This is a genomic window from Shewanella livingstonensis, assembly GCF_003855395.1.
Taxonomy (GTDB): Bacteria; Pseudomonadota; Gammaproteobacteria; order Enterobacterales; family Shewanellaceae; genus Shewanella; species Shewanella livingstonensis.
In genome coordinates this window covers 2,490,633-2,507,332 of the sequence record NZ_CP034015.1, presented here as the reverse complement: position 1 = coordinate 2,507,332, position 16,700 = coordinate 2,490,633, and the positions used below count along the sequence as shown (strand labels likewise).

At 41.2% G+C, this 16,700-nt stretch carries 11 protein-coding genes; 7 read left to right on the top strand and 4 right to left on the bottom strand.

Going from position 1 to position 16,700, the window contains the following annotated elements; all coding sequences use genetic code 11:
* Positions 1–245 precede the first annotated feature (245 nt).
* Positions 246–2,486 carry a peptidase U32 family protein gene (locus EGC82_RS10800; RefSeq protein ID WP_124730769.1) on the top strand — a complete coding sequence of 747 codons (2,241 nt, stop codon included), beginning with the start codon at positions 246–248 and terminating at the stop codon, positions 2,484–2,486.
* A 247-nt stretch (positions 2,487–2,733) separates the two neighbouring features.
* Here EGC82_RS10800 and EGC82_RS10795 read toward each other — a convergent pair whose 3' ends face one another.
* Positions 2,734–5,487 carry a PAS domain-containing protein gene (locus EGC82_RS10795; protein WP_124730768.1) on the bottom strand — a complete coding sequence of 918 codons (2,754 nt, stop codon included), beginning with the start codon at positions 5,485–5,487 and terminating at the stop codon, positions 2,734–2,736.
* Between the two features lie 3 nt (positions 5,488–5,490).
* Positions 5,491–5,898 carry a response regulator gene (locus EGC82_RS10790; RefSeq protein ID WP_124730767.1) on the bottom strand — a complete coding sequence of 136 codons (408 nt, stop codon included), beginning with the start codon at positions 5,896–5,898 and terminating at the stop codon, positions 5,491–5,493.
* A 229-nt stretch (positions 5,899–6,127) separates the two neighbouring features.
* Between EGC82_RS10790 and EGC82_RS10785 the strand changes: the two genes are divergently transcribed.
* From EGC82_RS10785 to EGC82_RS10765, 5 genes are all read left to right on the top strand, one after another.
* Complete coding sequence (locus tag EGC82_RS10785; RefSeq protein WP_124730766.1) at positions 6,128–6,823, top strand: Hpt domain-containing protein; 696 nt, start codon at positions 6,128–6,130, stop codon at positions 6,821–6,823.
* A 438-nt stretch (positions 6,824–7,261) separates the two neighbouring features.
* On the top strand, positions 7,262–7,852 hold the full coding sequence (locus tag EGC82_RS10780; RefSeq protein WP_124730765.1) for a hypothetical protein: 591 nt from the start codon (positions 7,262–7,264) through the stop codon (positions 7,850–7,852).
* 111 nt (positions 7,853–7,963) lie between these two features.
* On the top strand, positions 7,964–8,551 hold the full coding sequence (locus EGC82_RS10775; protein ID WP_124730764.1) for a class I SAM-dependent DNA methyltransferase: 588 nt from the start codon (positions 7,964–7,966) through the stop codon (positions 8,549–8,551).
* A gap of 9 nt (positions 8,552–8,560) precedes the next feature.
* On the top strand, positions 8,561–11,455 hold the full coding sequence (locus tag EGC82_RS10770; protein WP_124730763.1) for a DEAD/DEAH box helicase family protein: 2,895 nt from the start codon (positions 8,561–8,563) through the stop codon (positions 11,453–11,455).
* Between the two features lie 314 nt (positions 11,456–11,769).
* The gene (locus tag EGC82_RS10765; protein WP_124732626.1) at positions 11,770–13,065 is read left to right on the top strand and encodes a Xaa-Pro dipeptidase; all 1,296 of its coding nucleotides are present in this window, start codon (positions 11,770–11,772) and stop codon (positions 13,063–13,065) included.
* A 121-nt stretch (positions 13,066–13,186) separates the two neighbouring features.
* Here EGC82_RS10765 and EGC82_RS10760 read toward each other — a convergent pair whose 3' ends face one another.
* Together EGC82_RS10760 and EGC82_RS10750 are read right to left on the bottom strand one after the other, a co-directional pair.
* A complete protein-coding gene (locus tag EGC82_RS10760; RefSeq protein WP_124729351.1) occupies positions 13,187–14,071 on the bottom strand; it encodes an IS1595 family transposase in 885 nt (294 codons plus the stop codon).
* A gap of 658 nt (positions 14,072–14,729) precedes the next feature.
* Complete coding sequence (locus EGC82_RS10750) at positions 14,730–15,605, bottom strand: CLCA_X family protein (protein WP_124730762.1); 876 nt, start codon at positions 15,603–15,605, stop codon at positions 14,730–14,732.
* Positions 15,606–16,178: 573 nt separating this feature from the next.
* Here EGC82_RS10750 and EGC82_RS10745 point away from each other — a divergent pair.
* Complete coding sequence (locus tag EGC82_RS10745) at positions 16,179–16,499, top strand: heavy metal-binding domain-containing protein (RefSeq protein WP_124730761.1); 321 nt, start codon at positions 16,179–16,181, stop codon at positions 16,497–16,499.
* Positions 16,500–16,700: the final 201 nt, after the last annotated feature.

Below are 16,700 nucleotides of genomic sequence, written 5' to 3'. Positions count from 1 at the left end.
GTCAATCTGCATGTTTTCCCCGCTGAGCAAAAACCATCATATCGACAACTTAACCTGGTCATTAACCGCTTTACCATTACGCAACGGGTTACCAATACAATTAGCGACGTGTAAACAAGCGGAACAAAGGGCTGATTACCAAGCGTTTATTAACTTGAGCTGATATAAAATAGTAATCAGCATCAGATACACGTAAACTCGCGTCCTAAAATTAGTATTTACCGAATAAAAATAGCGAAAATATCATGAATAGAAAAATCGAATTATTGGCACCAGGCGGAGATGTCGATGCTATCAAAGCTGCGATTATAGCCGGTGCTAACGCCGTTTATTGTGGCTTAGATACCTTTAACGCACGTAACCGAGCTGCAAACTTATCATTCGATGACTTAATTGGTGTTATCGCGCTTGCTCATCAGTATCAGTGCGAAGTGTTTCTTACCATGAATATCGTTATTCTTGAAAACGAAGTTCCAACACTGGTGAAATTGCTCAATCAACTGGTCAATACCGGTGTCGACGGCATTATCGTACAAGACCTAGGTCTGTTTAATTTAGTCAGCAAGCATTTCCCGAGCTTGGCTATTCACGCCTCTACACAACTAACAACCCATAACGAAGGCCAAATTGGCTTTTTAGCTAAAATTGGCGCGACCCGAGTCAACTTGTCGCGCGAGCTAAACCTAGGGGAAATTAAAAGTCTCACTACCCTCGCCCATGACCATGATGTACTTACTGAAGTATTTGTTCACGGCGCGTTATGCATCGCCTTCTCAGGCCAATGTTATTCAAGTTCAGTCAGTGTCGGCAATTCAGGCAACCGTGGCCGTTGTAGCCAGGCATGTCGCGATGAATATGAAGTCACTGCAACCGGTAACAAGTTCCCACTGAACTTAAAAGACAACTCAGCCTATTTTGACTTACCAGAGTTGGTTGACGCCGGCGTTGACTCGCTTAAAATTGAAGGCCGCATCAAAGGTGCACAATATGTGCACACCGTGGTAGATAGCTGGCGTAAACAGATCGACAAATTTATCGACACCGGCAAACTATTATCTGACGACTCAAACTTACACAAAGTGTTTAACCGTGATTTTACCAATTCATTTTTAAAAGGTAATCTCACTAAAGACATGTTTATCGATAATCCACGCGATAACAGCTTTAAACATGCTAACGATCAGAGTAACGCCATCTCTGTGGTGCAAATTCAAGAAGCACAACAAACGCTGTCTTCAGAAAAAGACGCCATTGTGCAATTAGTTGCAGAAAAGATTAATCACTTAAGTATTGCTAAACCAACACTATCACTGGCATTTGCCGGAAAAGTGGATCAGCCATTATCGTTAACGGTTAGCACCCCTGCGCAAAACTTTGTTATTAACTCAACACTTATGTTGACTAAAGCTACCGAGTCTCGCGTTGATGAAGCCGCTATTGAAAAACGCTTTAAGAGCCTAAAAAACAGTGGCTATCTATTACAAGCGTTTAACTTTGATGGTTTAGAGGCCGATTTAAGCCTGCCGTTTAGCCAATTAACTCAGCTTAAAAACGAGTTGTTATTACAGCTAACCCAACGAGAATATATTGGTGCGGTGACACTGCCTAAGTTACCTAAACATCCAAAAGTAACCGACACCCCAACGTTATCGTTACTTATCAGTGACGAAAAAGACGTCAACTTGTGCGATGTGACTGACGCTGATATTTACTTTAAGTTGCCAGAAAGTTTTAAGAAAAACGACAACAAGTACATCGACATTTTCTTGCGCAATCCAAGGTTAATTCCGTGGTTCCCTGCGGTGCTTATTGGCAAAGATTACATCGAAGCGGTAAGAGTATTAGACGTGGTTAAGCCTAAGCGTATTGTAACTAACAACACAGGTGTGGCGTTTAAAGCCTATGAAATGGGCATTGAGTGGATTGCTGGTCCATTTTTAAACACTACCAACTCTTATGCATTGCTTACGCTACAAGAACAGCTTAATTGTGCTGGCGCGTTTATTTCTAACGAGATTAACCGCAACCAAATTAAAAATATCGCCAGACCAGAAAACTTTAAATTGCTTTACAGTATTTATCATCCGATTTTGATGATGACCAGCAGGCAATGTTTCTTCCAACAAACCGTTGGTTGTAATAAGCCCAGTATTGAAGACGGCTGCATGCTGAAATGTGAAAAAGCCACCACTATCACAAACGTCAAAGGCATTTCGTTTGCAGTAGACAAGCAAAAAGGCGGTTACCCAAGCATTTACAATCACGAGCAGTTTTTAAATATTGAAGCGGTTGAAGATTTATCACACTTATTTGATGAATTCTTTATCGACCTCACCAACATTGGTTCTGGCTCAAAAGCTGAAATCGATAAAACTCAACTCGTTAGTCACTTTGAAAACGTACTTAAGGGTGTGGTTACTGCTAAAGTTGAACTTAATCAACTGGTCACTATCTCGACCAACGCCCAGTATCAACAAGGTTTATAACCGATTACGCGCGTTTAACCCTAGCTTGAAACAAAAAGGGTCACATTACCTACATACCGTAATGTGACCCTTTTGTCTTTTGTAATAACATTGCTTGAGGTAATAACCCGCCGCTTCGATTGAGCAACCTTTGTTATTAATTGACCTAAGCGTTATGTCTGTTATATCAACGTTAATATGATGCAGAGCAAGTTTGCCGCCAGATGCATCGGCTTACACCTCGTGTAAGTGAATTTGCCCGCCTATTTTAACTTTCTGTTGAAATGGGTAACCTAATATAAAATCGCGCACCACAATCTGGTTCAGAGCGATAACCAATACTGCCATTCATTGCTTCAATAAGCTCCTTACAAAGTGCCAAACCTAAACCAGTACCCCCTTTAGCTTTAGAGCTACTAGCATCTGCTTGTGAAAAACGCTCAAAAATTTTGCCCTGAAAGTCAGCAGGGATCCCGCTACCTTGGTCTTGCACAGCTATCTCAATTTCATCACCCATAAGCGTTGCAGACAAAGTAACCCTGGCCGATGGAGGAGAAAACTTAACCGCATTGGATAGAAAATTAGTCAAAATTTGTAACAGACGATGCTCATCAACAAAAAGTAAAATCTCATCTATTGGCTTATCTAATTGTAGCGCTAAGGTAATTTGATGAAGATCTGCATAGGGTTGATGATCGTTAATTGCTCTTTGCAAAAGCGGAACCACATTGGATAGTTTCATTTCAAACAACATTTTACCCGCAGCGAGTTTTTCAATGTCTAATAAATCATTGATCAAACGGCTAAGCTGCTTACAATTACTGCTGGCAATTTCAATCAGCTTTTCAGCTTTCGTAGGCAGTGTGACCAACTTACCCGACTGCAATAAGGTTAATGCACCGTAAATCGATGTTAGCGGAGTACGTAACTCATGACTTACCGTTGAAATGAAATCATCTTTAATTTGTTGTAATTGCATCCGCTCAGTCACGTCTTGTACCGATCCTATCATCACCTGATCCGAATCTTTATCCTCAGCGACTTGCCCTAACTCATGTACCCAGCGAACCTCGCCATTAGGTCGAATAATTCGATGAACGACGTTATGAATACCTGTCACCCGAGCTTGTTGTTCACTTTTTTCTACTTTATCGATATCGTCTGGATGCACAGCACTTTTAAACAAGGTCACACTTGGAACGATATCTTGTGAATCAAAACCAAAAATTTGATAAATAATCGGTGACCACCACAAGGTTCCTTGTTTCAATGAAGCTTGCCAATAACCAATTTGAGCTTGCTCACTGCCTAAATCAAGGCTTTTCTGAGCTATATTAAGTTGTTGATTAAGCTTTTCTAGTTTGAGGTAATGTTCTTTGGTTTGAGTAATATCTTGAATATAGCCATGCCATAAAGTACTGCCGTCGGGCATCTTTTCGGGTGTCGCACTGCCCGACATCCACGTGAGTGTATTGTCCTTATTGGCTACACGATATTCCTGTTTCCAAAGCGTCTGATGTTTGGCCGATTCTTCGATACTCAGCGCTACAGCGGCTATATCCTCAGGGTATATTCTTGCAAACGCATTAGTCGCATCGGTAAGAACCTCTTGCGGTTTTACACCATAAATGTCTTCTATGGCATCACTCGCATAAGGAAATGCGCTACGTCCGTCTGGCCATGATTGATACTGATAAACCACACCTGGGAGCTGCTGCGTCAATTTGTACAGTTGGTCTTGCAGTTTTTTCTCTTTACTAACATCCATAATAAAACCGTCAAGATACTGAACGGCACCAGTACGGTCATATTCAGCAGCGCCGCGCTCTTCTACCCAGACAACAGAACCATTTTTATGCAAAATACGGAAATTTAACAGCCAACTAGAGTGGCTCTTCACCCCTTTGTCGATGATTTCAAATAGCGCTTTCCTGTCGTCAGGATGAACGATACTAACGTAACTGCGCAGAGAGTTATTAATAAAATCACTGGCTGGATAACCTGAAAGTGCATAAATATGTTCACTCATATACAGCATGGTCCAATGTTCATCATGATGACATCGGTAAGTCATGCCCGGTATATTGGCAACCAAAGTTTTAAATTGATCTCGACTTTGCAATAACGCTAACTCACTATTCTTTTGTTCTGTTATATCAGCATGAGTGCCATACATCATCAGTGGTTGGCCATCGGCTGAATATGAAACTATTTTGCCTCTATCATGCACCCACACAAAATGACCATCTTTATGCTTCATACGACTTTCAACATCATAAAATAGCGTTGAGCCATTAAGATGATTATCCAATGCGGTATCAGAATAAGCTAAATCATCGGGATGTATCATGGCTAACCAGGTTTCGATAGCAATGGGTTCAAGCTCTGCAAGCGTATAACCCATAATTTCAGCCCAACGCTCGTTAAGCACCGTTTCACCGGTTTGAATATTCCATTGCCAAGTGCCTATCCGTGTACCTTCAAGCACCGAACGATACATTTGCTCACTTGCCACTAATTGCTCGTGCGCATGCTCTTGTAATCGGTCTTCAATCTCTTGCTCAACACTCTTAGCAAACTCAGTAACGATCTGCCGTTCTTTGTCGCTAAAATGACGAGGTTTACTATCGATAAAGCAAAGTGTTCCAATCCTTTGGCCATGACTCACTAAAGGAACGCCAGCATAAAATCGAATATGGGGCGCATCGACAACTAACGGATTGTCAGCAAATCGACTATCTAAAAGAGCATCAGGAACTTCAAAAATATCATCGGCTAAAATAGTATGGCCACAAAATGAGATATCTCGGCTGGTTTCACACGCATCTAAACCCTGCTTAGATTTGAACCATTGACGGTTAGCATCAACCAATGAAATAAGCACAATTTCGGTGCCTATACACAGTTGAGCTAAATGAGTTAAGCGATCAAAACGTTGCTCTGCGTCGGTGTCTAACAATCTGGTATTCTGCAGTGCGACAATTCTTGCTTGCTCGGAAATAGCTAATACAGGCGTTTGCATCTGTTACTCCGGATGGGTAATGTCTGGTGACGTTAGGTCAGCGTGATAAATAGACTCAAGTCTATCGCCAAGACTCATCGCATCAAATGGTTTTTCAATAACAGCCACTGCGCCAGCATCTAAATATTCTTGTTTTTCAGATTGCTGAATTCGGGCGGTCATAAATACCACCGGAATATTGAGGCAATGCGCTTGTTTACGAATTTCAATCAGCGTTTGCAGACCATCCATACCCGGCATCATGGCATCTAACAATATTAAGTCAGGTGTAAAATGCGCAAGTTGGCTAATCGATTCATGTCCACCCTCGCAAGAAACCAAGTGATATCCTGATATATCAACCAGAGCCATTTCAACAATAACCCGAATTGACTCATCATCCTCTACGTGTAAAATTTTCTCTAAAGGCATTCTGGCTCCAGTTTGATTGCTGTAAACATCAAATTTGGCTAATTTGATTTACTAATATTGTATTATAATTATTGTTGTTGCAAACTAAGTCATTGAATAACCCCATTGATCCACAATAAATTTCCATTATCGATGGGTATAGAACATCCAATAACGCCATATTTATTTAACGGTTATTCACTTTTTGGTAGTGAACTAACAACGTGATCATGATCCGAGAGCCATAGATATGAAAGCCAATAAAAATCTTGTAAATCAGCAGCCAATCGATGAAATTGATAACAATATTGTTACTAACTGTAGTTCAGAATCGGACAATAAGGCGCTAGATAATTTATTGAAACCTTTTGGTGGCAATGAAATATTTTATCGACGCTTAATTAACATTTTCGAAACCAACCTAAAGCAACAATTTCAAAATTTAGATCTGATGATCGAGCAAAAAAATGCTCAGGAAATACTGGCAATTGTTCATACCCTTAAAGGCAGTTCTGGTTCAACAGGCTTGTCATCATTGCATCAAGCATTGTGTGACTCCGAGGCTAATCTTAAGCAAGCTCATGGCACAAATACTTATCGCTTTGAGATGCTTTGTGTAGACCTCGTTCAGCAATTACGCTTTGTCGCGCAAGCTGAACTATCAAATATCCATTCGCTGTTACTAAAAGAATCACCCAAAACAACTGCCGCACTACCTGCAACCAATGTTTCAAGCGCTGAGCTAACCTTAATGCTAGCAAAACTTAAACAACACCTAAAAGATGGCAACCTCCAAGCTCTGGACATCACTGCGCAGCTACAAAACAAGCTATCGGATAATCTAACACTTGAAAATGAACTAACCACCCTATCTGATGCGGTCGAAATGTTAGATTTTGACCAAGCACTTGACGCATTATGTTCATTATCACAAAAGTTGAAATAGAGATTGTATACACATTAATGTAATACAAAAAACGATGACGATGCACGATTCAATTAGCCACCTTGCATTACCATAGTCTTCAAAATCTTCCTCCGCCTTATTAAATATTAAACTCCACATCATTAAACCCGTCTGGTATAAATCGGTCTCATGTAAATCCAGCTTAGATAAACATCAATGGGTTAACTTAAAAGCAACTCAGAATGTAATAAAGCCTTGTACCATAGCGAAAATCAATTAAGCGTATTGGTTATATTTTTTACATTTTAGCTCAAGCAAGCGCATCTTTATCACGATGTAAATCAGTGTATTGATGGCTACATGGGTGAATCGTCTCAATTTCAACCATTTATCTTCACTATTAGCAGTTCAATCTGGTCAGCATAATCAATACACGGTATTGTTACCCCAAACCAGAATACAGATAACGGATATTGATTGTTTACCTATAATATCAATGGCAAAGCCAGCCGCTTTTTTACCTACGCAGACCTAATAAACTGTGGGGCTACGGCTGTCGAACATCAAATAGAAAATTTGCCACTGCAACCCGACACCTGGCGCGCGCTCAGTTTGTTAGCCACTCAAATACTTGATCCAATAGTCGATCAATTTGGGCCAATAGCGCTGACTTATGGTTTTTGTTCACCCGAACTGGTTAGAAAAATTGCCAAAAATCGTAATCCGCATATCGCGCCAAAGCTTGATCAACATTGCTCGCACGAACTCAATCAAAATCAAAAAATCATCTGCGACCGCCTAGGCGCCGCCTGCGACTTTACCGTACTCAATAACAATGATGATCAACCGATTGATATGCAGCAAGTTGCACTATGGATGTGTGAAAACCTTAAATTCGATCGTCTGTACTATTACGGTAAAAATCGACCGATACACATCAGTATTGGCCCACAAATGAATCAATTTTTACAAACCATGAAAACCAATGCCGACACTGGCCACCGAGTACCGTCTAAAAAAGGCCGTGACGAGGTAGCCATAACGGTTATTCAGCAAGTTGATTATTGATGGAAATAGGTTGTTGATGGAAATAGATCATAAGATTACATTTAAGTATGCAGACTTAAGCTCTCAGATTTAATCATTAATATTTAAACGAGTTAAATTATAAGGTTAACCATGTCTACCATTGCGTTTTACGATCAACATTCGCAAGAGTTTTTCGAGTCGACTGTGAATGCAGATGTCAGCGAATTGTATCAAGCCTTTGTCGCACAACTCCCAGCTAACGCACACGTATTAGATGCGGGTTGTGGTTCTGGTCGAGACAGTAAAGCCTTTATTCAATTGGGTTTTAATGTGACCGCCATTGATGCCAGTGCCGATTTAGCCAAAGCGGCATCACATTATATTGGCCAACACGTCACGGTTTGTACCTTTGAGGAAATAGACACTTCGCTTGTATTTGACGGCATTTGGGCTTGTGCATCTCTGCTTCATGTTGAAGCAAGCGCCCTACCCAACACCTTTGCTCTTTTGGCCAATACACTGGTTGATGGTGGCGTATTCTATTGCTCGTTTAAATATGGCAATCAGGAGAGAACTCATAACGGCCGTTTTTTTGCCGATGCTGATGAGTCTCGGTTACAACAGTGGATACAACAGACTGATTTAGTGATTAAGCACACTTGGGTGACGACAGATGTACGCCCAAATCGCGGCAACGAAAAATGGCTCAATGCCATACTCATCAAGACGTTAAAATAGAGATACAACATGAAGTTAGCAGAAGGACCTGTATTAACCAGTGGTGGCTTGGATGATCCATTCTTACCTAAGTTGCAGCAAGCAATTAACCGTGCGACGAATATTGAAATATCAGTTTCTTTCATTCAGCAATCTGGGCTCAATTTAATTTTTGATGCGCTGTCCGATGCATTAGCACGTGATGCCAGTATCTCAATCGTTACTTCTGACTACCTGTTAATTACCGACCCAGTGGCATTGCGCCACTTAATGATTTTGCAATCACGCGGCGCTAAAACCAAGATATTTACCTGTAAAAATAATCAAAGCTTTCACATGAAAACCTATATTTTCGTCCAGCAACAAAACGGACTAGCAGATATAGGTTGTGCTTATATTGGCTCAAATAATATCAGTAAAGCGGCATTCACCCACGCATTTGAATGGTGCTTACGCCATGACTTATTGCCGAACCAAGATCCTAAAGAGTTTAGTTATATCCGCCAGCAGTTCTTGCAGATTTTCAATCATTCGCAGGCAATCGATCTTAGTGATGCATTCATCAACGACTATGCCCAAAAGCGTAAATTATTTAAACCGCCTTTAGTGATTGTTAATGAAGTAGAACCAGCAGAACCTGTACCAAATTCGGCGCAACAACAAGCATTAATTGCCTTAGCTGAAACTCGTTTGGCGCTGCAATCTAAAGGGTTGGTAGTGTTAGCCACAGGCATGGGTAAAACGTGGCTAGCGGCCTTTGATGTACAACAATTTAATGCGAAAAAGGTCTTGTTTGTTGCTCATCGCGAAGAAATATTACTCCAAGCTGAGCGTACATTTAACACCTTGCTGCCAAGTTTGGTGACCGGTCATTTTAATGCCCAAACCAAAGTGCTCGATACCGACATTGTATTTGCGTCTATTCAGACATTAGGCAAGCAACAATACCTCAGTAAGATTAATCAACATCACTTTGACTACATTATTGTTGATGAGTTTCACCATGCCGGCGCCGCGAGTTATCAATCATTATTATCCCATTTTACCCCACAATTTTTACTCGGTTTAACCGCCACACCAGAACGAACCGACCAAGCAGATATTTTGTCTTTATGTGACAACAATTTAGTGTTCGAACGAAACATCATCGACGGAATTGAATCAGGTATTCTGGTGCCATTTCACTATCAAGGTATTAACGATACAACCGTTGATTATCAAGAGTTACCTTGGCGCAATGGTAAGTTTGACCCCAAGGCACTAGAAAACCAATTTGCCACTGAAAAACGCGCCAAACACGTTTTTAGTCATTGGCAAACGCACAAACAACAACGCACCTTGGCCTTTTGCGTGTCCAAAGCCCATGCCGACTTTATGGCTAGATGGTTCTCTGCACGAGGCATAAAAGCAGTATCAGTTCACAGTGACTCAGAAGTCAGGCGTGGTGAAGCGTTAAGCTGGTTAGCTTTGGGAAAAATTGAAGTGATTTTCTCGGTCGACTTATTTAATGAAGGCACTGATTTACCGTCAATCGACACTATTTTAATTTTGCGTCCGACTGAATCTAAAATATTATTCTTACAACAATTAGGCCGGGGTTTACGCACCTCACCAGAGACCAATAAAACGTTTGTATCAGTTATCGATTTTATCGGTAATCACATTAGCTTTTTGAATCGTCCCATGGCTTTGCTGCAAATTAATAATGCCGAAGAGACTTTAACGCAATTAAAGGCGCCTAAGATACATCCTGATTGTGTCATCAACATTGATCCTGAACTCATTAATTTTTGGCAGCAATTAAAGCTTGATTACACTAAGGCTTATCAGCAGTACCAATTACTCAACGATGACTTGGGCCATCGCCCTACGGCAACTGAGTTTTATCACAGTGGTTTTAACTGGAGCAAACTAACCAAGCAACATGATAGTTGGTTCGACTTAGTTATAAGCCAACAAGATGATAATCCACAACTGCAAGCCTTAACGCCCTATTTAGCATTTTTAAGTCGAGGCGTTGAAAAAGCCACTATGAGCAAATGCTTCAAAGCCATTTTACTAGAAGCATTTATTGAGCTGAATGGATTAAACCATCCCCCCACAATTGAAGCGGTATGTAGCAAGAGTTGGCAGGTATTTAAACGTTACCCTAAATTGTGGACTCAAGACGTTAAGGCCCATTTACAGCTAATCGATGCCGATTCACCAAAATGGCGCAAGTACTGGTTAGACAACCCGATTACGTTTTTATGCAAACAGGATAAATCAGACTCACAATCCTGGTTTGTGGTTAAAAATGATCGTTTACACGCCAATATAGATATTGCTAGCGATGATATTGAATCTGTCACAATTGGCATGAGTGAGTTAAGCCAATTACTGCTTGCACGTTATAGCCAGCGCTTAAGCAAAGCTAAAATAAATGCGCCTGTATCAACTCACAACAATCACGATAACGTTGTTGCGATTTCCAAAGAGAGTAAAGATAAAGAGCTGCCATCACTGAGCTTTTATCCTGATTTAAAAATCGCCTGTGGCCACTTTAAAACCGGATCAGATGATAACGTTGACACTCGACAATTGAACGAGAGCTTTAGCAAATTAGACCCATCAATCTTCTTTATTGCCCCAGCCAGTGGCGATTCGATGAATGGCGGCAAAAATCCAATCAACAATGGTGATTTATTGTTATTAGAACGTATTACCTCCATCAATGCAGGTTCGATTACCGGAAAAATTATGGCGATTGAAATCCAAGATGCTGCAGGTGATAACCAATACTTACTGCGTAAAGTGAGTAAGCTTAATACTGGTCAATATCAACTTAATGCCCACAACCTCGATTATGCGCCCATGCTTGCTAATGAAACCATGAACACTTTTGCACGCTTAAAGCAGGTGTTGGATGAGTCTGACTTTGTGTGAATGCTTAATGCTTATTAGTAAGCTAGCCTCTAAAAAGCCACTCACGCGTGGCTTTTGTTTTGGTTTTTAATGACTACTTGACTCATTACGCTATAGACGCCAAACGCCTCTCTCGTTTTATCCGCTAATACAAATTGATACACAATATGAGTACGGTTAAATTTAACAAGTTGTTAATATAATTTATCCGTTTTAGTCTTTACCGCTAACGAGCTTTATCTGCTAAATGCTTTACGCGATTAAATAGACAAGTACCTGCACAATAAACAATGTCCGCAACTAACAATAACAACGAAGGATTTTTACCCATGGCGATGCCTTTAAAAAAATATAAGATTAACGCGATTCAACTTGCCATTAGTCTAAGCTTAGGCGCCACGTTTATAGCGCCTGTATTTGCTCAGGACACGCTGATTTTAGCCGATGCCTATATCGATGTGGCTAAAGGTAAAAGCGTTAACGATGCGGCAATTATCATCGCTGACCATAAAATCATTAAGGTAACCACTGCAGCAAGCATTACCAATAAAGCCGATTACAGCTTGATTGATCTTAAGGGTAAAACACTGGTACCTGGTGTGATGGATATGCACGTGCATTTATCCTTTGATGCCGAAGATAACTTTTTAGAGTCGATGAATTATTCGGTGCCAAGACAAACGGTTAAAGCTGTTAAAAATGCTCAGAAAACCTTATTAGCAGGCTTTACCACAGTGCGAGACTTAGGCGCATCGGGTTATTCAGTGATTGCGACCCGCGATGGAATCGATGCTGGTGATATTCCTGGGCCACGTATTTGGGCTGTAGGACATGCCATTGGCATTACCGGCGGACATTGCGATGATAACTTCCCCGCACCAGAAGCCCATGCTAAAGCTCAAGGTGTAGCCGACGGCCCCTGGGAAGTGCGCACTAAAGTACGTGAAAACATAAAATACGGCGCCAATGCGATTAAAGTCTGTGCCACTGGCGGAGTATTTTCTAAAGGTACCCAGGTTGGTGCGCAGCAAATGACTTACGAAGAGCTCAAATCGGCTGCAGATGAAGCGCATATGCGCGGCCTGGTTATTGCTGCACATGCACATGGCACTAGCGGCATTAAAGATGCAATACGCGCAGGCGTTGATAGCATTGAACATTGCAGTTTTATGGATGATGAAGCGATTAAGATGGCAATAAAAGCAGGTACGTATTTGTCTTGCGATATTTACAACACTGAATATACCCTCGCCTTTGGCGCAGCTAACGGCGTACCAGAAGCCAATATCAACAAAGAAAAGCAAGTGTCGCAAGCCCAGCGTGACAGCTTTAGAAAAGCCGTTAAAGCTGGCGCTAAGATGGTGTTTGGATCTGACGCGGCTATTTATCCTCATGGCGATAACGGTAAGCAGTTCTCGCGCATGGTGACCTTTGGCATGACGCCAATGCAAGCGCTGCAGGCCGCTACCATTAACAGTGCTGCCTTGATAAAACAAGATAACCTAGGCCAGATTAAAGCAGGATTTATGGCCGATATTATCGCTGTTGATGGCAATCCGCTGGATAACATAAGTTTGATGGAAAACGTCACCTTTGTGATGAAAGACGGCGTGGTATACAAACAGCAATAAGCATTCGCTAACCGCTATTGATATTACGACGATGAGTCGCTAGCGACTGTTGGTATTTAATCGCGGTTATCAGTCATCCACCTTAATAGCTTTTATAATCAAACATGCCTATGCACTTGGCTCAGTAAGAATGTATTGGCGTGTGAATCATTGCCAAATTTAACAATCTGTTAGGTATTTCTCTTTCCATTTGTCTACGATTGAACCGATAACAGAACTCGCTCAGGTATTCTTGCAGGTACTTTCCTGAAACACCATGAAATGTCCCAAGTAAAAATGCCTTTAAGTTACCAATGGCAATATGAACCCAAGGCAGCCATTCATCAACAAGCTCACTGGGGGTAACCCTCGCTTCATGTTGTTGAGTCTTATCTATAATATTCAACGCAGGTAAGCCGTCTGTATGCACTTCTTGCTGTTTCGTTAAGTGTTTGGCAACGAACTTTTCAACACTATCATGGCAAACGCTATTCACAGCCTGCATAGCAATAAATCCAGCTCTTTTTCCTTTGCTTTCAACGGCAACTAAAACAGGTGTTTTACCTTCTGCTCCACGTCCACGCTTGCCCTTCCTTCTGCCACCCACTAACGCATCATCAATTTCAATGACGCCTGACAGTCTATATAAGCTGTCTCTATGGCCCATAGCCGTTCTCAGCTTACTTAATATCAAACGTGCCGTTCGCCAATTAACTTCAATGTGCTTGCTCAATCTTAATGCTGAAATACTGCCTTTATCTGAGCCTAAAAAGTAGATTGCCCAAAACCACTTAGTGATAGGAATACGGCTACCGTGGAATAATGTGTCAGCTGTGACCGATGTTTGTTTATGACATTGACTGCATTCATATAAATTGCGGGTTGTAAGCTCATAGGCATGCTCACAAGAGCATCTAGGGCAAACAAAACCATTAGGCCATCTCATTTTCTTAATGTGATTTAAGCAATCAGTTTCAGAGCTGAATTGACGTTGCCATTCAAAAAAACTCGTTTCAGGCATTTTCATAGCAAATCTCACTTCTAGTCTTGATTTATACTATAAGAATAGGCCAAAACTGACTCAGATGCATAGGCATGTAATCAAAACACCAAGGCTTAGCTTAATCGCTAGGCCTTTTTATTAGGGCCTGTTGATCTTTCAAGGTTATTTTTGCAGCGAATTGTTGGCCATTTGTACAAGGCAGAGACTTTGAGGTGTAGTTATTCTACATAAAAAGTCGATAACACAGTAAAAATGGCCAACAAACGCTGCCCGAAGGGTTCGGCTAAAAACGTTTTACTCTTTGTTGAATGCATTTTGCTTAGATGACTAGGCATCAATCCATTCGCCTCGATTAAAACGTTTTTAACTCGAACAAAATTCAACCAGCAAAGATCAACAGGCCCTAATGTATGGTTTTATTATTCTGCGTTTTGGTTAACTAAGCGGATTGTTACTTGTGAGATTGTATAAAAGTGATAGTTCAGTTAACGGGCTTAATCTGGCTTAAGGCGCTTTGCTGAGTTTAAGACTAGTTGTATCGATCAAGGTTAATTGCCTCACTCAAAGCTAATGTCCCGCTCAAGGCTAATGTTCTCGCTCAAGGCTGTATATTTGGCTCAAAGCAATCCTACTTTAGCTCGAAGCTGTCCATTTCGCTTAAGGTTATCAATCAAATTGCGGCTTACTTTGGGGCATTCTGTTTATCGAACGCAATGCCTAACGGCTCAAAATAAGCCAGTAGCGTTTGATATATTTCACGGCAATGTTCAGCGTCAGGATAAGCACCATGCTTGGCAAGTGGCGAGTTAATGGTGCTATTGACCAGGTACGGATTCGATATTTCGGCGTAGTCTTGTGAATACCTTTCAATGCAAGATTCAAACGCGCGGGCCATCATTTCGGTCGGTTTAGCAAAGTAATGACAACCTTGCAGCTTATCTAATGCGATTGATCGCCTCACATAGTCATGGGGTTCCTGGCCATTGGCATTTAAAAAGGTGACTTTGAATAACTGAGACAGTTGCTGATTAAGTGGATGGGCGACTATCGACTTATCGGCAAGCCAATGATGGGTAGCGCAAGCATATCGGCTTGTGGGACTCATATAGGCATCTGGGCTAATGTATTCATCAAGGCTTAGCAGGCTGTCATCAATAAACATTTTGTCGGCGATGTAATGGTCGAACGCATGCCAAAACTCATGGGCTAACGACCCTGCGCCGGCATTTTTGGCTAAGGCAAGTTCGCGATACGCTGGTGAGTAATGTGCCTGAACTCCCTTTTGCCCGCCATGACCAAAGGCAAAGCGTAAGCTGCCACGCAGACCTATTAACTCTGGCGGTACACCTAGAATATTGGCGAGATCGGCTAATGAATCAAATATCAAGTTAGCCGCTAATGCCGACTCTTCACGGTTGACCCATTTGCCTACGCGGATGTGCTTTAAACCAAAGGTGTGTTTGATGTCTAAAAAGCTCACCGAATCGCCATTGCGATAGTCGGGACCTATACGTTCAAAATGACGTTGATGATTTAATAATGAATGATGTGAAGCCAAACAAAACCTCTATTATCACGAAAGTATTATCACGAAAGCGATTACTAAAAACGTTTACACAAAACGAATGCTGAAAGTAGTGACTAATTATGCCATGTTTAACGCCATAAACAGCCCTATAAAAATAAAGTGATAGTAAAAAACACCGCTAACGCAGACTAATGCCACCAGCGTGCCATAAGAATAACTATTCATGATTATGCAAAAATAAAAGTATTACCCTCGGTAAATTTTTAACTTCTATTCACTAAACTGCTTATTTACTCAAAATAAGGTTGAGCAGGTTAATTAATAAACGATTTGTAAACATCGAGTTTACTTACTTTCATATTGAGTGGTTTATTAAGTCAGCTATTACGTCCACCAGCAGTTAATGGATCGTATACGCATCGTATACATTACCATTCTGTATTAAGACTCTACATTACGGCTATTGATGACGGCTCTTTATTGCGAGATGCGCCTAAAGCGTAAACAAGCATATTAGGGGTTCATTTAAGTCTCACTAATTGAATTCCTATTTACACCTGTTCACAGTACGATGGTTTATGATTAATTTTTCATGGAGGATGTATGATTTACACCACAACAGAAACCATTCCCGGTCGGGACATTATTGAAATTGTCGGTGTTGTAACAGGTAATGTGGTTCAATCTAAACATATTGGCCGAGATATCATGGCTGGCTTAAAGAGTATTGTCGGTGGCGAGATCCGCGGTTACACCGAAATGTTAAGTGACGCCAGAGATGTCGCCATTAAGCGTTTAGTTGCCAGTGCGGCCCAAAAAGGGGCTGATGCGATTGTGGGGATCCGCTTTACAACAAGTGCAATAATGGATGGGTCGTCTGAAATAATGGCTTTTGGCACGGCGGTAAAATTAGCCCCACAGTAATAAAGAGGCCTGAAACGACTAGACTGCTGTTAGTCGCGCTAGCCTAGACAATGCTTTGCAAATCGTTAACCGCCGTTAACTCAAGACTTAAAAAGCTGGGTTAAGGCATTTAACGTTACAAATACTCACTCTTTAAAAGCACTTGGGGAACACACTTGAATAAGCACTTGGAAAAGCACTTACAAAAGCACTTACAAAAGC